This window comes from Micromonospora sp. NPDC005197, from assembly GCF_040608295.1.
Lineage (GTDB): Bacteria > Actinomycetota > Actinomycetes > Mycobacteriales > Micromonosporaceae > Micromonospora.
In genome coordinates this window covers 1-18410 of sequence record NZ_JBEXHY010000018.1, presented here as the reverse complement: position 1 = coordinate 18410, position 18410 = coordinate 1, and the positions used below count along the sequence as shown (strand labels likewise).

Below are 18410 nucleotides of genomic sequence, written 5' to 3'. Positions count from 1 at the left end.
CACCCGTTGACAAATTTGCGGTCATTCTGTTCACCGCGAAAATCCGAGGAGGTGATGGAGGTGGCCCGACGGCAGTGGAGCATCGCGGGGCAGCTCTTCGCCCTCCAGGCGGTGGTGGTGACGCTGCTCGTGCTGGCCGGCGCGGCGGGCGCCGTCTGGCTGGCCCGCGTCGACTCCCGCCAGGCCGCGCAGGAGGAGGTGCTCGCGGTGGCGCAGACCGTGGCCCGCTCCCCCGACGTCCGCGCGGCCCTCACGACCGCCGACCCGGCCAGCATCCTTGCGCCGTACGCCGAATCGACCCGGCTGGCCACGGGCACCGACTTCGTGGTCGTGATGGCCCCCGACCGCACCCGTTTCTCGCACCCGACCCGGGACCGCATCGGCGAGCCGTTCGTCGGCGACATCGGGCCCGCCCTGGCGGGGCACCCGTTCACCACCACCAACGTCGGGACGCTCGGCGAGTCGGTGCGCGCGGTGGTGCCGGTGTACGACGAGCAGCGGCGCATCGTCGGCCTGGTCTCGGTGGGCATCACCACCCGGGCCATCAACCGCAAGCTCCTGCGCCAGCTCCCCGTGCTGCTCGGCGTCGCGGCGCCGGCGCTCGCGCTCGCCGCGACCGGATCGTGGCTGCTCAGCCGCCGGCTGCGTCGCCAGACCCACGGCCTGGGACCGGCGCAGATGACCCGGATGTACGAGTACTACGACGCTGTCCTGCACTCGGTGCGCGAGGGTCTCGTGGTGCTGACCACCGATCGGCGGGTGGCGCTGATCAACGACGAGGGCCGGCGGTTGCTCGATCTCGACGCCGACGAGCCGGTCACCGACCAGCCGGTCGCCGGGATCGACCTGCCGCCCGCCGTGGCCGAGCTGCTCGGCTCCGGGCGCGACGCCCTCGACGAGCCCATGCTGGCCGGTGACCGGGTGCTGGTGGCCAACCAGCGGACCGCTCGCTTCGAGGGCGCGCCGCTCGGCACCGTGCTGACCCTGCGCGACCAGACCGAGCTGCGTACCCTCGCCAGCGAGCTGGACTCGGTCCGCGCGCTGACCGAGGCGTTGCAGGCGCAGACCCACGAGTCGGCCAACCGCCTGCACACCGTCCTCACGCTGGTGGAGCTGGGCCGCGCCGACGAGGCGGTCCGGCTCGGCACCCGGGACCTGGCCCTCGCGCAGCAGCTGACCGACCGGGTGGTCGACGCGGTCACCGAGCCGGCCCTGGCCGCGCTGCTGCTCGGCAAGTCCGCCCAGGCCGGCGAGCGCGGCGTGGACCTCGTCATCGAGCCGGACTGCCGCCTCGACGACAGCCCGTTGCCGACCAACGACCTGCTCACCGTCGTCGGCAACCTGATCGACAACGCCCTGGAGGCGGTCGCCGGCACGCCCCCGCCGCGTACGGTGCGGGTCTTCGTCGGCGCCGTCGACGACGAACTGGTGGTCCGGGTCGCCGACAGCGGCCCCGGGCTGGCCGAGGACCGGGTGGCGGACGCGTTCCGGCGCGGCTGGTCCACCAAGAGCAGCGGCCGGGGTCTCGGTCTGGCGCTGATCGGGCAGGTGGTCCGCCGCCACGGTGGCCGGCACGAGGTGGCCCGCTCGGACGACGGCGGCAGCCTGTTCACGGTCCGACTACCGGTCGGCGGTGCCCCGCGATGACCGACATCCGGGTGCTGGTCGTCGAGGACGAGCCGCTGCTGGCCGAGGCGCACGCCGCGTACACCGAACGGGTTCGGGGTTTCGTGGTGGTCGGGGTGGCGCACACCGCGCGGGCGGCGATGGCGGCTCTGCGCGCGGGTGGCGGCGGCGACGTGGACCTCGTACTCCTGGATTTTCGGCTGCCCGACCTGCACGGCCTGGACGTCTGCCGGGCGCTGCGCGCGGCCGGCAGCAGCGTCGACGTGCTCGCGGTGACCTCCGCGCGGGACCTGGCGGTGGTGCGCACCGCGGTGTCCCTCGGGGTGACCCACTACCTGCTCAAACCGTTCACGTTCGCGGCGTTCCGCGACAAGCTGGAGCGCTACGCCGACTACCGCGCCCAGGCGCTCGCCGACGGTGAGGTGACCGCCCAGCACGACGTGGACCGGATGTTCGCCACCCTGCGCGGCACCGCCGGGCACAGCCTGCCCAAGGGCCTCGACGCGCAGACCCTCAATCGGGTACGCGCGGCGCTGGCCGACGGATCCGGCCCGGGGGCGGGGTTGTCCGCCACCGAGGTGAGCGCGGCGACCGGCATCTCCCGGGTGACCGCCCGCCGCTACCTGGAGTACCTGGTCACCATCGACCGCGCGGTGCGCACCCCCCGCTACGGCACCCCCGGCCGCCCCGAGGTCGAGTACCGCCCCCGCTGACGCAACGCGACGTCAAGCGGCGCCGGGTGGATGCTTGAGTGATCAACGGCTGCTGTGGCCTGCACATGTGCTGATCGTCAGATCAGGCGATCTGGCGCAAGTCGTCGCCGTAGTCGAAGATGATCCGCATTCGGGCGCCGAGCGCTCGCGCATACCGACTCAGTGTCGCGACCTCATTAGCCTCCAGATCACCGTTCTCGATCTGGCTGATTCGGCCGGGCGTGACACCCATCAGCTCGGCCACCTGCCGCTGGGTCAAGCCCAACCGCTTCCGCTCCTCGGCAAGGTGGAACGCGCTGATCCACGCCTCGGTACGGGCACGTTCGGCGTCGAGCGCTTCATCGTCCCCGTCGTGCAGCTCGGCCCGGATGTCGTTCCAATCATGGAAGTCGCTCATCAGCCCTCCCTCCGCTTCTTCTCGAAGGCAAGCCAGCCCTCGTACGCAATCTCGGCCACCGGAATCGCCTTGTCGTACCATCGATTCCAATCTCCCGCCTTGTTGCCGGCCACCAGCAGGACGGCCTGGGACCAGGGATCGAAGACGAACAGCACCCGAACGGCAACGTCCCTTCCGGATCTCGGTCGAAGCTCTTTCAGGTTGCTGATGGTCGAGCCCTTGAGGGTGTCGACCAGTGGCCGCCCCAGGGCCGGACCGGTATCCGCGAGCATGTCGATCGCTACGTTGACGGACCGGTACGTCGCAGGGTCGGCATCTCGCAGGGATCGCAACCAGTTACGGACATCCGTTGTCGTCTTGATCGCCCAGCGACGTGGCGGCTCATGAGACATGGACCAACTATAGCCTGAGCTATACAGAACCGCTGCGCTCTAATGCGGTGGCGGGGTCAAGATCCGTTGTTAGACTTGCCGGGTTGGGTTAGCGGTACGACCAGGGAGACCAGACATGGCGGGTGACGACGACATCTCCGGGTGAGACCGGACATGTTCGGCCATCGGTTCGGCGCGCGTAGGCGCAGCCGCCGAGGCCATGCCGTCGTTCCACCGGTTCCCGTTGTCGTCGGGCGGCTTAGGCGCGCGCCCACCCCACCCTTCGAGGTCACTCGCATGTCTGATGCGTACATCGTCTGCTCGAACCTGTCCTTCTCCTGGCCGGACGACACCCCGGTCTTCTCGGAGCTGTCCTTCACCGTTCCGGGCGGTCGTACCGGCCTGGTCGCGCCCAACGGCGCCGGCAAGAGCACCCTGCTGCGGCTGATCGCCGGGGAGCTGACGCCCGGCGGCGGCAGCGTCACCGTCGACGGCGTGGTCGGTTACCTCCCGCAGACGCTGCCGCTGGTCGGCGACCTGACCGTGGCCCAGGTGCTCGGCGTCGCCGAGCGGATCGCGGCGCTGCACGCCATCGAGGCCGGCGACGCCAGCGAGGCGCACTTCGTCACCATCGGCGACGACTGGGACATCGAGGAGCGCACCCGCGCCGAGCTGGACCGCCTCGGCCTGGGTGACCTGGCGCTCGACCGCCGGCTGCACACCCTCAGCGGCGGTCAGGTGGTCTCCCTCGGCCTGGCGGCGCAACTGCTGCGACGGCCCGACGTGCTGCTGCTCGACGAGCCGACCAACAACCTGGACCTGGAGGCTCGGCACAAGCTCTACGACGTGCTGTCCGACTGGTCCGGGTGCCTGCTGCTGGTCAGCCACGACCGGGAGCTGCTGGACCGGATGGACCGCATCGCCGAGCTGGAACGAGGCGAAATCAACTGGTACGGGGGCAACTTCACCGCGTACACCGAGGCGGTGCAGGCGGCGCGGGAGGTGGCCGAGAGCAACCTGCGCAACGCCGGGCAGGAGGTCAAGCGGGAGAAGCGGGAGATGCAGCAGGCCCGTGAGCGGGCCGACCGGCGGGCCAGCAACGCCTCCAAGAACCTGAAGAACGCCGGTCTGGCCCGGATCGTCGCTGGTGGGCTCAAGCGCAGCGCGCAGGAGTCGGCGGGCAGGTCGCAGGAGACCCACTCCGCCCGGCTCGGCTCGGCCAAGGCCCGGCTCGACGAGACCGGCCGGGCGGTCCGCGACGAGGACAAGATCACCGTCGACCTGCCGGACACCACCGTCCCGTCCGGACGGACGGTCTTCTCCGGTACGGGGCTGCGGGCCCGCTTCGACGATCGGGAGCTGTTCGGCGGCGACGGCGCCGACCTGGTGATCCGGGGGCCGGAGCGGATCGCGCTCACCGGGGCGAACGGCGTCGGCAAGTCGACCCTGCTGCGCCTCGTCAACGGCGATCTCGAACCGGCCGGCGGCGAGATCAAACGGGCCGACGGGCGGATCGCGTACCTGTCGCAGCGGCTGGACCTGCTGGACCTCGACCGCACGGTCGCGGAGAACTTCGCCGCGTACGCGCCGAGCCTGCCGGACGCCAAGCGGATGAACCTGCTGGCCCGGTTCCTGTTCCGAGGCGCCCGGGTGAACCTGCCGGTCGGGGTGCTCTCCGGCGGCGAGCGGCTGCGCGCCACCCTCGCATGCGTGCTCTGCGCCGAACCGGCGCCGCAACTGCTGCTGCTCGACGAGCCGACGAACAATCTGGACCTGGTCAGCGTCGCCCAACTGGAGAGCGCGCTGACCGCGTACCAGGGTGCGTTTGTCGTGGTGAGTCACGACGAACGGTTCCTCGCCGAGATCGGCGTGCAGCGCTGGCTGCGGCTGGCCGACGGCCAGTTGCGGGAGATCGCGGCACCCGACCAGGGCTGACCCGACGTCGCGGCCCGGCCGGACGAACGTTCGGCCGGCCCGGTACCGGGCCGCTAGCGGATGTTGCTGGTGTGGCCCAGGGAGTAGCGACCGGGCTGCGGCCAGACGGTGAGGCCGTGCGGGCCCTTGCCGACCGGGATCCGGGCCAGCAGTTTGCCGGTCGAGGTGTTCAGCGCGTACACCTCGTCGGTGAAGCGCCCGGAGAGCCACAGCACCTTGCCGTCGGCGGACAGGCCGCCCATGTCGGGGCTGCCGTTCGGGATCCGCCAGGTCGCGGTGCGCTTCAGGTTCGCCAGGTCGAGCACGGTCACCGTGCCCTCCTCGCGGTTGGTGACGTACGCCTGCCGGGCGTCCCGGCTGAAGTAGATGCCGTGCGCGCCCCTGCCGGTGGGGATGAACGCTGTCTGCCGGGTGGCCTGGCCGTCGAAGACGTACACCCCGTTGGCGTGCATGTCGGCGACGAGGAAGTGCTGGCCGTCCGGCGTCAGCCGGGTGTCCTGCGGCATCCCGTCGGGCGTTCGGGTGAGGCGAAACTCGCGCACCTTGCGCAGGGAGGCGGTGTCCAGCACCAGCATCCGGTTGGCGAACTCGCAACTGAACAGCATCGTCCGGCCGTCGGCGGAGTAGTCCATGTGGTTGATGCCGCCGCACTCGGGAAACCGCACCGAGCGCACCCGCTGCCAGTTGGCCAGGTCGTAGAAGTCCAGTCGCTGGTACGCCTCGGCGACCACGATCGCCTGCTTGCCGTCGGGGGTGAAGTAGAGGTTGTAGACGTCCTCGAGGTTGCGGAACTCGCCCGGCTCACCGGTCCGGGCGTCGATCGGGATCAGGCCACCCCGGGGGATCTGACTGGACGCCACGTAGAGCGTCCGCAGGTCATAGGAGGGGACGACGTGTTGGGGCTCCGGGCCGCCGGGGAACTTCCCCACCACCTGGTACGTCCCGGGGTCAATCAACCAGACATCGTTGCTCTTGGTGTTTGGCACGTACACCATCGAGCGGTCGCCGCGTACCGCATCGGTCAGCTGGTCGGGGCCGGCGGCAGCGTAGACGTTGCCGGCCGCCGGATAGGTCGGCATTCCCGGTGCCAGCGGGCCGAAGGCGGTCGGTGCCGGCCCGGCCGCGCTCGCCTCGGCTGAGGTCGGCCCAGCCGCGGTCGACCCGGCATCGGCTTCGTTGGTGGACCCCCGGTCGGTGCAGGACGCGAGGCCGGCCACCAGTGCCAGGGCGGGGACCACGGCCCGCAGACGACGACACGACACCTTATGACAATAACGGACATTTTCCCCGATGTTTGGAGATTCCCCACGGCTAACCAGGTCAGCTCACGGCGGCCGGGCCGAGGACGCTCTTCAGGTCACCCATCAGCGCGGTCGTCGCCGCCACCCGGAACGGGCCCAGCCGCAGGGTGGTGGTGCGGCCGCCGTTGAGCAGCTTGACGTGCACCTCGGTGTCGCCGGGGTGCAGTACCAGCGTCTCCTTGAGCCGTTCCACAAGCGGCGGCGTGCAGCGGTGCACCGGGATGGTGAGGGTGACCGGCTTGTTGGTGGCGCTGGTGCTGACGTCCGGCATGGACATGTCCATCGCCATGATCCGTGGCGTGTCGTCGCGGCGGTCCACCCGGCCCTTGACCACCACGATGGCGTCCTCGGCGATGTACTGCCCGATCACCTCGTAGGTGTTGGGGAAGAACAGCGTCTCCACCCCACCGGCCAGGTCCTCCAGGGTGGCCGAGGCCCAGGCCCGCCCCTGCTTGGTGACCCGCCGCTGCACCCCGGAGAGGATGCCGGCGAGCGTGACGACAGCACCGTCGGGCACCGCGCCGTCCTCGGCGAGGGACGCGATGGTGGTGTCGGCCGCCGCGCCCAGGATGTGCTCCAGGCCGAACAGGGGGTGGTCGGAGACGTACAGGCCGAGCATCTCGCGCTCGAAGGCCAACTTGTCACGCTTGTCCCACTCGCTGTCGCCGATGACAGGCATCACCGTCGTGCTGCCGGTGTCGGCGTCACCGAAGCCGGCGCCGAACAGGTCGTACTGGCCGACCGCCTCCTTGCGCTTGACGTCGGCGTACGCGTCGATGGCGTCGGCGTGCACCGCGAGCAGTCCCTTGCGGGGGTGCTTCAGCGAGTCGAACGCACCGGCCTTGATCAGCGATTCGATTGTCTTCTTGTTGCAGACCACCGCGTCCACCTTGGACAGGAAGTCGTAGAAGTCGGCGTAGTCGCCCTTCTCCTGGCGGCACCGCATGATCGAGGCGACGACGTTCGCGCCGACGTTGCGGACCGCGGCCAGGCCGAAGCGGATGTCCTTGCCGACCGGCGTGAACGGCCCGGCCGAGGTGTTCACGTCCGGCGGCAGCACCTGGATGCGCATCCGGCGGCACTCGGACAGGTAGAGCGCCATCTTGTCCTTGTCGTCGCCGACGGACGTGAGGAGCCCCGCCATGTACTCGGCCGGGTAGTGCGCCTTGAGGTACGCGGTCCAGTAGGACACCAGGCCGTACGCGGCGGAGTGCGCCTTGTTGAAGGCGTACCCGGCGAACGGCACCAGGACGTCCCACACGGCCTGGATCGCCTCGTCGGAGTAGCCGCGCTCGCGGCAGCCGTCCCGGAACGGGATGAACTCCTTGTCGAGGATCTCCTTCTTCTTCTTACCCATCGCCCGGCGCAGCAGGTCCGCCTGGCCGAGGGTGTAGCCGGCGAGGATCTGCGCGGCGCGCTGCACCTGCTCCTGGTAGACGATCAGGCCGTGCGTGGGCGCCAGGATCTCCCGCAGCGGCTCCTCCAGCTCCGGGTGGATCGGCGTGATCTCCTGGAGGCCGTTCTTGCGCAGCGCGTAGTTGGTGTGCGAGTCGACGCCCATCGGACCGGGCCGGTACAGCGCCAGGACGGCCGAGATGTCCTCGAAGTTGTCCGGCTTCATCAACCGCAGCAGCGACCGCATCGGCCCACCGTCGAGCTGGAAGACGCCCAGGGTGTCACCGCGGGCCAGCAGCTCGTACGCGGCCTTGTCGTCCAGCGGCAGACCCAGCAGATCGAGCTTGAGGCCGTGGTTCAGCTCGATGTTCTTGACCGCGTCGTCGATGATCGTCAGGTTGCGCAGGCCGAGGAAGTCCATCTTCAGCAGCCCGAGCGACTCGCAGGTCGGGTAGTCGAACTGCGTGATGATCGCCCCGTCGGCGTCGCGGCGCATCAACGGGATGTGCTCGATGATCGGCTCGGCGGACATGATGACGCCTGCGGCGTGCACACCTGTCTGCCGGATCAGCCCCTCGATGCCCTTGGCCGTGTCGATCACCTTGCGGACGTCCGGGTCGGAGTCGTACAGGCCCCGGATCTCGCCGGCCTCGGCGTAGCGCGGGTGCTTCGGGTCGAAGATGCCGGTCAGCGGGATGTCCTTGCCCATCACGGCCGGCGGCATCGCCTTGGTGATCCGGTCGCCCACCGCGTACGGGAAACCCAGCACCCGGGCCGAGTCCTTGATCGCGGCCTTCGCCTTGATCGTGCCGAAGGTCGCGATCTGGGCGACCTTGTCCTCACCCCACTTGTCGGTGACGTACTTGATCACCTCACCGCGCCGACGCTCGTCGAAGTCGATGTCGACATCCGGCATCGAGACACGCTCGGGGTTGAGGAACCGCTCGAAGATCAGGCCGTGCAGGATCGGGTCCAGGTCGGTGATGCCCAGCGCGTACGCCACGAGCGAGCCGGCGGCCGAACCACGGCCCGGACCCACCGCGATGCCCTGGTTCTTCGCCCACTGGATGAAGTCGGCGACCACGAGGAAGTACGACGGGAAACCCATCTGGTTGATGACGCCCAGCTCGTACTCGGCCTGGACGACGTGCCCCTCCGGGATGCCGCCCGGGTAGCGGCGGGCCAGCCCGGCGAAGGTCTCCTTGCGGAACCAGGACTCCTCCGTCTCGCCGTCGGGCACCGGGAAGCGCGGCATCAGGTTGTGGAACTCGAACATGCCCTTCGGGTCGACCTTCTCGGCCACCAGCAGGGTGTTGCGGCAACCCTGTTGCCACAACTCCGAGGAGTCGACAGCGCGCATCTGGTCGGCGCTCTTGACGAAGTAGCCGCCGCCCTCGAAGCGGAACCGGTTCGGGTCGTCGATGTTGCTGCCGGTCTGCACGCACAGCAGCACGTCGTGCGCGGTCGCCTGCGCCTCGTGCGTGTAGTGCGAGTCGTTGGTGACGACCGGCGGGATGTCCAGCTTGCGGGCGATCTCGGTGAGCCCCTCGCGGACCCGGCTCTCGATGGAGAGGCCGTGATCCATGATCTCCAGGAAGTAGTTCTCCTTGCCGAAGATGTCCTGGTAGCTCGCGGCGACCTTGAGCGCCTCGTCGAACTGCCCCAGCCGCAGCCGGGTCTGCACCGCACCCGACGGGCAGCCGGTGGTCGCCATGATGCCCTCGGCGTGCTCGGCGATCAGCTCCATGTCCATCCGGGGCCACTTGACGTAGTGCCCCTCCATGGACGCCCGCGAGTTGAGGGTGAACAGGTTCTTCAGACCCTGCGCGTTCTTCGCCCACATGGTCTTGTGGGTGATCGCGCCGTTACCGGAAACGTCGTCGCTCTTCTGCTCCGGCCGACCCCACTTGACCCGCGCCTTGTGGTAGCGCGACTCCGGCGCCACGTACGCCTCGACGCCCAGGATCGGCGTGATCCCGGCGGCCATCGCCTGGTTGTAGAAGTCGTTCGCGCCGTGCATGTTGCCGTGGTCGGTGATCGCCACCGCCGGCATGCCCAGCCGGTTGGCCTCGGCGAACAGGTCCTTCAACCGGGCCGCTCCGTCGAGCATCGAGTACTCGGTGTGCACGTGCAGATGCGCGAACGAATCAGCCATGCCTGGCGCCCCCCGGCGGTGTGGATCTCGGTGGTCGGAGCCGACCGGGACCTACCCTACCGAGGTGATCTCGGCGGCTCCACCGTCCGCGCCGAGGGTGGTCCGCGTCTCGTCCGTTACCTGCCGTGACAACCTCAGCCAGGTCCGGCTGCACCATGCCGTCATCGGGAGCGGCCGTATCATCCGACGATACTCAGCGAGGAGGAGCCATGGACGATTGGGACATCTCAATCCACGCGGCGTATGCGGGCGGGCTCGCAGTGCGTGTGGAGGAACTACGACAACATTTTCCAGAGGCACTGGTGTCGTGCGACGTCGATGACAATTATCCCGGTCCCGATCTCATCTGCTGGAACGCACACCCGGAGCAGATCTGGGTGTGGATATTTGAGTCGAATGACGCCGAAGGAATACAGCGCGCGGAGGAGCGTCTAAATCAAGTCCTCGCTGCCCCTTACGATCTGACTACCATCGTGGACAAGCCGGTAGTAGCCGGACCGAATGGCATCTTCGAGCAAGACTGCGTCACGGCGTCCAGCTACTTCGACGTTGACGGGCGAATTGAGGTCCGGAGCGGACCCGGGGACGGCATTCAGCTGTACCGGGCGTTCAGCATCGATGGAGAAGATGACATCATGCAACGAGTTGCAATCAACTTGACGCTCGGTGCTGCGCGCAAGGCGGACCGCGATTCCCGACAGGCGTTGGGCTTCCAGGGTGACGACCGCCCCAGTGTCGAGCGGCCAAACCCGCCTGCCGACAACTCGGAGGGCCGACCGTAGGAGCTGACGGAAGAAGTTCGCCTCAACCCTGGTAGTACACGTGCGTCTCGCTCGGACTACCAGTTGTGAGTGTAGATGTGGTTCTACAAGTGCCGAATCACGTGTCCAGGGTCCAACCTGACGAGATTCCGCCAGCGAGTCCGCCGGAGCGGTGCCCAGATTTGTACGAGAAACCAGCAGCTCATTGATCGCCCAGTGCGCCTTAGCCGCCGATGGGCTGTCGACGAGGAAGACGTAGTCGTACGCGCTGGTCGCGTTGCCTGCCTGGTCTCGGCTCTTGACGCTCAGCACGTTCTCACCGATCGAGTTCGGCGTGACCCACACCGTCGCGGAGCCGCCCAACGTGGCAGCCTTCACCACCTGTTCCGCCCCGCCCGCTACCTGATAGACGTAGTCGTAGACATCGGCGGCGCCGTTGGCGGAGAAGGTGAACCTGCCGGAATAGCCGGCCGAGCCATGCACGTCCTGGTTCGTACCCAGTGGCGGGGACTCCAGATAGAGACCGTCCGCCGGGGTCACCTTCGGCATCGCCGTAGGCGCGGCGTAGTCGACGTAGAACTCGCACCACGGCGACCCGCCCGAGATTCCGCCGAGGGTGTCCTTGGCCTGCACCTGCCACCGGTACACGTCCCCGCTGGCGGTCTTGGTGGTCAACTGCACCTCTGCCTTGGCACCGGGGGCGACGCCAGCATCGGTCTTGGGCCAGGCCGCAGGGGTGGCCCACGCTCCGCTGACCAGCTTCTGCAGAGTGAAGACCCCGGAGAGGCTGCCGCCGTTGCTGCCGTCCGGGTCGGTGAGGGTGGCCTTGAGCCACGGATAGTCCGAGCGCACCATGGGCCGGCTCGCGCCGGTCACACACGCCTGCGCGGGGCCGGTGTACCCGGCGTGGGTGGACAGTTGCGCCGCCGTCGGCGTGTTCGGGTTGGTGTTGTACTCGACCGTCAGCTTGGTCATCGCCGGGTCGAACTTCTTCCACCAGGTCGACTCCGACTCGGACGTGCCGTCGGACTGACGGGCGGCCAGCGCGAGGGTGTACCTGTCCTCGCCCCGGTTGGCGGAGATGTCGTCCCTCAGGTTCGTGTTCGAGAACTCCATCGGCAGGTCGGGCTGGGGGTCGTTGTCGCAGCTCGGTGTCGCGGGCGGCTTGTGGGCGTGCCCGGACCGCTCATCCAACCAGGTGATCAGGTTCGGGCCGTCCCAGCTCTGCTTGCCGGAGCTGCCCAACTCGGCGGTGCGGTAGAGGTTCACCGGCGTGGACGTGCACGACCACGAGTGGGTCATCTCGGTCAGGAACTTCGCCGACCGGATCGTCTTGCCCGACAGCGACGTGAGGTTGAACCGGAAGAAGGATCGGTAGTTTCCGGACCCGTCCGGGTTCTTGCCCACCCGGGCCACCCCGTCGTCGCGGGTGGCGTTCTCCGTGCCGGTGTATCCCCAGATCGACTTGCCGATCGTCGTCCACGGGTCGATCGCCACCGGGTAGGTGGTGTCCTTCCCTCGCAGCAATGCCAGGTCCGGACGGATCACGAGGTTCCCGTCCCGTACCTCGGTCGTCAGCTCCGACTTGCGCGCCCGATCCGGCACCGTGCGCAGTGCGTCCCGCTTCTCCTGGGCCGCGAACGTCGCCAGGGCTCTGCTGCTGTTCGCCGCGGTCTTCGCGGTGAGGCCGGACGAGTCCCACATCAGCGCGTTGCCGGCGGAGAGCACCTCGCGGCCCGAGCCGTCGACGACCTGGAAGCCGCCGTCGGCGCGCTGCCGCTTGGACAGACCCGGGGTGTCGAGGCGGAACCGCAGGTCTCCAGCGCCGGGTTCATCGCCGCGGTGGCCGACTTGACGACGAGCACCCAGCTGAAATCGTCGGTCAGGGCACGCATGCGCAGGTCGACGTCGGGCAGCACCGACTCGTAGACCGCGGTGTCGCCCTCGATCCGGGGTCGGGGCAGAGTGCCGGGCCAGGCGAGGGACACCTCCCCTCCGCCCTCGACCGGGAGGCGTACGACGGCGGCCGTGCCGCCAGCGGAGAACGACACGTCCGCCAACGTTGCCACCGGCGTGACCGAAAATGAACCAGTCCCCTTACCTCAACGATGTCCGCAATGACTCTGATCATCGCCTGACCCAAACGGATCCGGCCGTATTCGTCACTCACTAAGGAGGGGCGGATCGCGACCGTTGCGAAATCTGCGGGCGTGGACGGTACGGACGTCTTGCGCAGTTCGCCGAGTGGACGCCTAGTCTCAACCCCATGGCGAGGTACTACGACGTACACCCGGAAAACCCGCAGCCCCGGATCATCGGCCAGGTCGCGGACCTGATCCGTGGCGGCGGACTGGTCGCCTACCCCACCGACTCGTGCTACGCGCTCGGCTGCCAGCTGGGCAACCGGGACGGGCTGGACCGGATCCGCGAGATCCGTCACCTCGACGACCGGCACCACTTCACCCTGGTCTGCCGGGACTTCGCGCAGCTCGGCCAGTTCGTCCAGATCAACAACGCGGTGTTCCGCCTGGTGAAGGCGTCCACGCCGGGCAGCTACACGTTCATCCTGCCGGCCACCCGCGAGGTGCCCCGCCGGATGCTGCACCCGAAGAAGCGGACCGTCGGCGTGCGGGTGCCCCGGCACACCGTCACCCAGGCGCTGCTGGCCGAGCTGGGCGAGCCGCTGGTGTCGAGCACCCTGGCGCTGCCCGGCGAGGACGAGCCGATGACCCAGGGATGGGAGATCAAGGAACGGCTCGACCACCAGCTCGACGCGGTGCTCGACGCCGGCGACTGTGGCAAGGAGCCGACGACGGTGATCGACCTGTCCGGGCCCGAGCCGGAGGTCCTGCGCCGGGGCGCCGGGGACGTCTCCCGCTTCGAGTAGCGCGGGTCGGGTGCCGGACCGGACGAGGGCGCCCCACCGCCGACGGCCGTACGCTTGAGGATCGGCCACCGGCGAGCATTGGACACCCGGCATGCCCGACCCCGCGGACCTCGACGCCCTGGCCCGCCGCGCCGCGCAGGGCGACCCGGCGGCGCTGGACGCCCTGCTGGTCGCGGTGCGCCCGGAGGTACTGCGGTTGTGCGCCCGATTCCTGCCCAACCGGGAGGACGCCGAGGAAGCCTGCCAGGACACGCTCCTGGCGCTGGCCGACGGCATCACCCGGTTCGAGGGTCGCTCCTCGTTTCGCACCTGGCTGCACCGGCTGGCCGCCAACCGGGCCCGCTCCACGTACCGCACGCTGCGCCGCCGCTGCCGACTGGAGGCCGGCGGTGTTCCGGTGCCCGACCAGGCCGATCCCCGACGGACCAGCGTGGTCGCGGGCACCCGCCTCGATCTGCTCGACGCGTTCGACACGGTCCACCCCGACCACGCCGAGGTGGTGGCCCTGCGCGACGTCCTCGGGCTGAGCTACCCCGAGATCGCCGCCCTGCTCGACCTTCCGGTGGGCACAGTGAAGTCCCGGTTGCACCTGGCCCGGCGGCAGGTCCGGCAACGGCTCGGCGCCGGATGAGCCCGGCGTCGGTCCGCCGGCTCGCCGTCGTCCTCGCTGCCACCGTGGGGGTCGCCGCCTGCGGCGCCGACGCCGTCTCGCCGCTGCCCGTCCAACCGCCCGGCCCGACCCGTTCGACGCCGACGCCCGCCGCGAGCTCCGCGATCCCCACGCCCACCGGGTCGCCGTCCCGACCGCCGCCGACCAGCGGGCGTCCGCCCGCGGCACCGCCCGCACCAGGCAGGACAAGGGGTACGCCCCGAACGACTCCCCCGCCGACCGCCGCGACCCCGGCCTGTCAGGGCGCCGTCCGCTACGACCTGCCGCTCGCCGAGACCGAGATCGAGCTGCTGCGGTCGCTCTGCTTCGCCACCGGTGCGGTGCTGCGGATCCAGGGCATCGGGCCGGGGCTGGTCACCGTGGACCGCCCGGAGCTGGTCTCCCAGCAGTACGAGGCGGGCGTGGTGGACATCCGCTTTGTCCGCCCCGGCACCGTCGCCGTGACGATCCCCAAGGAGGGCCGGGAGCACACCATCACCGTGGTGGTCCGCTGACCGGTGCCCTGCGCCCCGTTCGGCGCTGAACCCACGCCGGCGGGCGCGTTCAGCCGCACCTACCGCAGGCGTACGCCGGCGAGCAGGGTGTCCACGAAGTCGGGTCCGCTGCCCGCCGGCGGGGCGATCTGCACGTACACCAGGGCGGGACCGCCGGGGTGCAGGCCGGCCGACTCGACGATCTGCGGCCGGCCCTGGTCGCAGATGTAGCGGACCACAGTCCATTCGACGCTCGCCTGTCGGGTGGTGCGGGCCGGTGCGGGCGCGCAGTCCCCGTGCGTCCGTTCGGCCAGGAATCCGGCCGGCGTGGTGCGTGCCGCCGTGGCGGCGGAGAGGCCGACGAACGCGCCGGGCAGTCCGGGGTCGGCGGCCCAGCGGCGGGGTCGCGGCGACATCACCAGGGCCGGTTCCGGTTCGCCGTCGGCGCCGTACTGACCGGCCCAGGTCGCCCCCGTGGCGGACCAGCCGGGCGGCAACGCCACGGTCAGCGGCCCGGTCGTGTACGTGCCGCCGGCCGACCGACCCGACCCGGTGCCACCCGGCTCGGCGGCCACCTGGCCCACCGCGACGGCGGCCACGACAGCGGCCCCGGCCAGCCGCAACCGGTACGGGCGGCGGACCCCCGGCCGAGGTGACGGCGGTCGCCGCCCCGAACCCGCCGCCGCAATCAGCTCCTCCGGGCCACCCGCCCGGGTCACGGCGACGGGCCGCCCCGCCGGGTCGCTCGCGCGGGTCAGCGCGGCCCGCAGGGCTGCGGCGTCGGGATAGCGGTTGGCCGGGTGGTACGCGGTCGCCCGCGCGAGCACCGCCGCCACCGCCGGTGGCACGTCCTCACGGAGTCGGAGGTCCGGGGGCGGGCCGGGCCGGGGCGGGTGCGCGTCCGGCGGATCGGCGGCCAGCAGCCGGATGCCGAGCCGGCCGAGCCCGTACACGTCGGCGCGGGTGTCGACCACCGCGCCCGGGTCGTCCTGCTCGGGGGCCATGTAACCGGGGGTGCCGGCCCGGGCGGTCAGCCCCGAGGCGGCGGCGAGCGCCTTGGCGAGGCCGAGGTCGGCGATCAGCACCTGTTCGGCATCGGGAGCATCCGGGCCGGCCGAGCGGAACAGGACGTTGCCCGGGGTGAGGTCACGGTGCACGACGCCGTGCCGGTGCAGCACGGCGACCCCGGCGCAGATCTCGCCGAGCAGCCGCAGTGCGGTCGGCGCGGGGATCTCGCCGGTGGCGAGGCGGTCCCGCAGGCTCCCCCGGTCAGCCCAGGCCAGGACCGCGTACGGCCGGCCGTCGGGCAACTCACCGACGGTGTGCACCGGGATCAGCCGTTCATGCTCCAGGCGGCGCAACAGTCGGGCCTCGTCGAGGAAGCGTTCCCGGACCCGCAGGTCGTGACTCCAGTTCTCGGCCAGCACCTTGATCGCCACACGCGCGTCGAGCACCGCGTCGTAGCCCAACCAGACCGTCGCGAACGAGCCGACGCCCAGCAGTCGCTCGATGGCGTAGGGCCCGATCCGCTGCGGAGCCGTCACCGTTTCACCCCCGGCCAGCACGGTCTTTGCACAGTAGACCGGGCCGGTCGGAAACCCGACGAACCGATGACCCCGGCGCGGTGACTAACAGGGCAGGAGACCCATCACCGAAGGAGCCACCATGAATCGTCCCTCGATCCTTCTCACCACCGCCGCGCTGGCGCTCGGCACGCTCGTCCCGCTGACCGTCGCCGGCCCGGCCGCCGCGACCCTGGCCGGTGGTGCCGCGCCTGCCTCGGCGGGCGGTCCGCTCGCCGGCGCCACCGCCATCGGGCACAGCCACCCGCAGGTGCTCAGCGTCGCCGGGGCCGGCGTGTATCGGATCGGCGCCAGCCTGGCCGCGCTCACCGCGGCGGGCCGCATCGACTGGACCGCGCCGGGCTGCGGCACGGTCGTACACGCCGGTGTGACCGGCTCCTGGGCCGGTGTCCTCCTGCTGGCCTTCCGCGACGGGCGACTGGTGGAGGTCGGTACCGCCACCGCCCCGCCGCAGTCGCCCGCCGGGGCCAGGGTCGGCATGTCCTTCGCGGAGTTGGAGGCGATCTACGGCCCGCGCGGGTCGCTGATCCGCAACGACGCGGGGGACGCCGAGGCGTACCTGGTTCGCGTCGGGTCGCGGGTGGAGCTGTTCACCGGGCACCCGATCCGGCCCGGCGTCGGCTACTTCCAGGTCGGCCCGGCCAACTTCGTCGAGCGGAACTTCCGCCAGGGCGGGTCCTGCTGACTCCGACCAGGTGGCGGGGCGTCCGGTGCCGACCGGGCGCCCCGCGCGTCGGAGCGGCCGAAACGGGGCGTGGGCAGACACGATGATGTTGCGGTAGACAACACTGTGTGTCACACAGTATGGTGTGACACATGGTTAGCGAGGATGTTCTACGGACGCACCTGCAGGAGCTGCGTCGAGGCACCGTCGTGGTGGCCAGCCTGGTCGCGCTCCGCCGACCGGACTACGGCTACGCACTGCTGCAACGGCTCACCGACCACGGCTTTCCGGTCGACGCCAACACGCTCTACCCGCTGCTGCGCCGTCTGGAGGACCAGGGCCTGCTGACCAGCGAGTGGAACACCGAGGAGAGCCGGCCGCGCAAGTTCTACCGGACCAGCGACGAGGGCGAGTCGATGCTGAGCCGGCTCCTGGACGACCTCGCCGCCGTGCAGACCTCCATCACCGGGCTGATCCAAGGAGTGGACCGATGAACACCCTGACCGACCGCTACCTGGCCGCCACCCTGCGCTCGGTGCCCTCCCAGCGTCGCGACGAGATCGCCACCGAGCTGCGCGCCTCGATCGAGGACATGATCGAGGACCGGACCGGCGGCGGCGAGGACGCGGCAGCCGCCGAGCGCGAGGTGCTCACCGAGCTGGGCAACCCCGACCGGCTGGCCGCCCGCTACGCCGACCGCCGGCTCCAGCTCATCGGTCCCACCTACTACCTGGTCTGGCTGCGGCTGCTGAAGCTGCTGCTCAGCTTCATCCCGGCGCTCGCCGGCACGGTCGTCGCGGTCGTCGCGGTCGTCGACGGCAAGGGCTTCGGCGCCATCGGGCCGGGCCTCGTCGTCGCCCTGCACGTGGCCGTGCACATCAGCTTCTGGCTCACCCTGACCTTCGTCCTCATCGAGCGGTCCCAGCCCACCGTCGACCTGCCCGACTGGACCGTCGACGAGCTGCCCGACGTCCCCGCGCACCGCGACGTCTCGCTCGTCGACACCATCGCGTCGGTGGCCATGCTGGTGCTGACCATCGGCTACCTGCCCTTGCAGCACTACCAGTCGTGGGTGCGTGCCAGCGACGGCGACAACATCCCCGTCCTCGACCCGGCGCTCTGGTCGTTCTGGCTGCCGGCGCTGATCGTCGTCCTGCTCGCCATCGCGGTGTTCGAGATCGTCAAGTACCGGATCGGGCGCTGGAGCTGGCCGCTGTTCGCGGTGAAGGCGCTGCTCAACCTGGCGTTCACGGTGGCGCTGGCCGGGCTGGCGCTCTCCGACGCGCTGCTCAACCCGGCCCTGGGCGAGCGGCTGAGCTGGCTGGCGGACGCGGACAACCGCGGTCTCCTCAACGCCCTCATCGCGCTGGGCGCCGCCGTGGTGCTGGTGTGGGACCTGATTGACACGGCCCTCAAGACCCGTCGCCAGACGACCTGAGCGACAGCGGAGACGGCGGCCCGACGCGGTGTCCGCGCCGG

Annotated in this window: 16 protein-coding genes; 9 read left to right on the top strand and 7 right to left on the bottom strand. The window is 70.3% G+C overall.

Features of this window, described 5'->3' with window-relative positions:
- Window positions 1-60: 60 nt before the first annotated feature.
- The gene (locus ABZU46_RS09510) at window positions 61-1647 is read left to right on the top strand and encodes a sensor histidine kinase (RefSeq protein ID WP_354855991.1); all 1587 of its coding nucleotides are present in this window, start codon (window positions 61-63) and stop codon (window positions 1645-1647) included.
- Entirely contained in the window at window positions 1644-2339 is a 696-nt protein-coding gene (locus ABZU46_RS09505) for a response regulator (RefSeq protein WP_354855990.1), read from the top strand. Before ABZU46_RS09510 ends, ABZU46_RS09505 begins: the two co-directional genes overlap by 4 nt.
- A gap of 82 nt (window positions 2340-2421) precedes the next feature.
- Here ABZU46_RS09505 and ABZU46_RS09500 read toward each other — a convergent pair whose 3' ends face one another.
- Together ABZU46_RS09500 and ABZU46_RS09495 are read right to left on the bottom strand one after the other, a co-directional pair.
- Window positions 2422-2736 carry a helix-turn-helix transcriptional regulator gene (locus ABZU46_RS09500; protein ID WP_354855989.1) on the bottom strand — a complete coding sequence of 105 codons (315 nt, stop codon included), beginning with the start codon at window positions 2734-2736 and terminating at the stop codon, window positions 2422-2424.
- Window positions 2736-3128, bottom strand: coding sequence for a type II toxin-antitoxin system RelE/ParE family toxin (locus ABZU46_RS09495; RefSeq protein ID WP_354855988.1), 393 nt, complete (start codon window positions 3126-3128; stop codon window positions 2736-2738). Before ABZU46_RS09495 ends, ABZU46_RS09500 begins: the two co-directional genes overlap by 1 nt.
- Window positions 3129-3404: 276 nt before the next feature.
- Between ABZU46_RS09495 and abc-f the strand changes: the two genes are divergently transcribed.
- Window positions 3405-5042, top strand: coding sequence for a ribosomal protection-like ABC-F family protein (gene abc-f / locus ABZU46_RS09490; RefSeq protein ID WP_354855987.1), 1638 nt, complete (start codon window positions 3405-3407; stop codon window positions 5040-5042).
- 53 nt (window positions 5043-5095) lie between these two features.
- On the opposite strand, the gene ABZU46_RS09485 is transcribed toward abc-f, so the two are convergent.
- The 4 genes from ABZU46_RS09485 to ABZU46_RS09470 form a co-directional block, all read right to left on the bottom strand.
- Window positions 5096-6304, bottom strand: a complete 1209-nt coding sequence (locus ABZU46_RS09485; protein ID WP_354855986.1) for a YncE family protein — start codon at window positions 6302-6304, stop codon at window positions 5096-5098.
- 58 nt (window positions 6305-6362) lie between these two features.
- Complete coding sequence (dnaE, locus tag ABZU46_RS09480) at window positions 6363-9893, bottom strand: DNA polymerase III subunit alpha (protein ID WP_354855985.1); 3531 nt, start codon at window positions 9891-9893, stop codon at window positions 6363-6365.
- 431 nt (window positions 9894-10324) lie between these two features.
- The gene (locus tag ABZU46_RS09475; protein ID WP_354855984.1) at window positions 10325-12382 is read right to left on the bottom strand and encodes a hypothetical protein; all 2058 of its coding nucleotides are present in this window, start codon (window positions 12380-12382) and stop codon (window positions 10325-10327) included.
- Entirely contained in the window at window positions 12358-12723 is a 366-nt protein-coding gene (locus tag ABZU46_RS09470; protein ID WP_354855983.1) for a hypothetical protein, read from the bottom strand. The genes ABZU46_RS09475 and ABZU46_RS09470 overlap by 25 nt, the downstream gene beginning before the upstream one ends.
- 197 nt (window positions 12724-12920) lie before the next feature.
- On the opposite strand from ABZU46_RS09470, the gene ABZU46_RS09465 reads away from it, so the two are divergent.
- The 3 genes from ABZU46_RS09465 to ABZU46_RS09455 all read left to right on the top strand — a co-directional run bounded on the left by ABZU46_RS09465 (window position 12921) and on the right by ABZU46_RS09455 (window position 14705).
- Complete coding sequence (locus ABZU46_RS09465) at window positions 12921-13541, top strand: L-threonylcarbamoyladenylate synthase (protein ID WP_354855982.1); 621 nt, start codon at window positions 12921-12923, stop codon at window positions 13539-13541.
- Window positions 13542-13632: 91 nt separating this feature from the next.
- Entirely contained in the window at window positions 13633-14172 is a 540-nt protein-coding gene (locus ABZU46_RS09460) for an RNA polymerase sigma factor (protein WP_354855981.1), read from the top strand.
- Window positions 14169-14705, top strand: a complete 537-nt coding sequence (locus ABZU46_RS09455; protein WP_354855980.1) for a hypothetical protein — start codon at window positions 14169-14171, stop codon at window positions 14703-14705. The genes ABZU46_RS09460 and ABZU46_RS09455 overlap by 4 nt, the downstream gene beginning before the upstream one ends.
- Window positions 14706-14764: 59 nt before the next feature.
- On the opposite strand, the gene ABZU46_RS09450 is transcribed toward ABZU46_RS09455, so the two are convergent.
- Window positions 14765-16228: a serine/threonine-protein kinase gene (locus ABZU46_RS09450; protein WP_354855979.1), complete on the bottom strand. Its 1464-nt coding sequence runs from the start codon at window positions 16226-16228 to the stop codon at window positions 14765-14767.
- Window positions 16229-16349: 121 nt separating this feature from the next.
- Here ABZU46_RS09450 and ABZU46_RS09445 point away from each other — a divergent pair, with 121 nt between their 5' ends.
- The 3 genes from ABZU46_RS09445 (at window position 16350) to ABZU46_RS09435 (ending at window position 18369) form a co-directional block, all read left to right on the top strand.
- A complete protein-coding gene (locus tag ABZU46_RS09445; protein WP_354855978.1) occupies window positions 16350-16952 on the top strand; it encodes a hypothetical protein in 603 nt (200 codons plus the stop codon).
- A 131-nt stretch (window positions 16953-17083) separates the two neighbouring features.
- Window positions 17084-17425: a PadR family transcriptional regulator gene (locus ABZU46_RS09440; protein ID WP_110564981.1), complete on the top strand. Its 342-nt coding sequence runs from the start codon at window positions 17084-17086 to the stop codon at window positions 17423-17425.
- Entirely contained in the window at window positions 17422-18369 is a 948-nt protein-coding gene (locus ABZU46_RS09435; protein ID WP_354855977.1) for a permease prefix domain 1-containing protein, read from the top strand. Before ABZU46_RS09440 ends, ABZU46_RS09435 begins: the two co-directional genes overlap by 4 nt.
- Window positions 18370-18410: the final 41 nt, after the last annotated feature.

Bases quoted from the DNA above. Each gene is read 5' to 3' on its own strand.
- ABZU46_RS09455 (WP_354855980.1), top strand. From the start codon at position 14,169: ATGAGCCCGGCGTCGGTCCGCCGGCTCGCCGTCGTCCTCGCTGCCACC.
- ABZU46_RS09505 (WP_354855990.1), top strand. From the start codon at position 1,644: ATGACCGACATCCGGGTGCTGGTCGTCGAGGACGAGCCGCTGCTGGCC.
- abc-f (WP_354855987.1), top strand. From the start codon at position 3,405: ATGTCTGATGCGTACATCGTCTGCTCGAACCTGTCCTTCTCCTGGCCG.
- ABZU46_RS09445 (WP_354855978.1), top strand. From the start codon at position 16,350: ATGAATCGTCCCTCGATCCTTCTCACCACCGCCGCGCTGGCGCTCGGC.
- ABZU46_RS09495 (WP_354855988.1), bottom strand. From the start codon at position 3,128: ATGTCTCATGAGCCGCCACGTCGCTGGGCGATCAAGACGACAACGGAT.
- ABZU46_RS09465 (WP_354855982.1), top strand. From the start codon at position 12,921: ATGGCGAGGTACTACGACGTACACCCGGAAAACCCGCAGCCCCGGATC.
- ABZU46_RS09500 (WP_354855989.1), bottom strand. From the start codon at position 2,736: ATGAGCGACTTCCATGATTGGAACGACATCCGGGCCGAGCTGCACGAC.
- ABZU46_RS09440 (WP_110564981.1), top strand. From the start codon at position 17,084: ATGGTTAGCGAGGATGTTCTACGGACGCACCTGCAGGAGCTGCGTCGA.
- ABZU46_RS09460 (WP_354855981.1), top strand. From the start codon at position 13,633: ATGCCCGACCCCGCGGACCTCGACGCCCTGGCCCGCCGCGCCGCGCAG.
- ABZU46_RS09435 (WP_354855977.1), top strand. From the start codon at position 17,422: ATGAACACCCTGACCGACCGCTACCTGGCCGCCACCCTGCGCTCGGTG.
- dnaE (WP_354855985.1), bottom strand. From the start codon at position 9,893: ATGGCTGATTCGTTCGCGCATCTGCACGTGCACACCGAGTACTCGATG.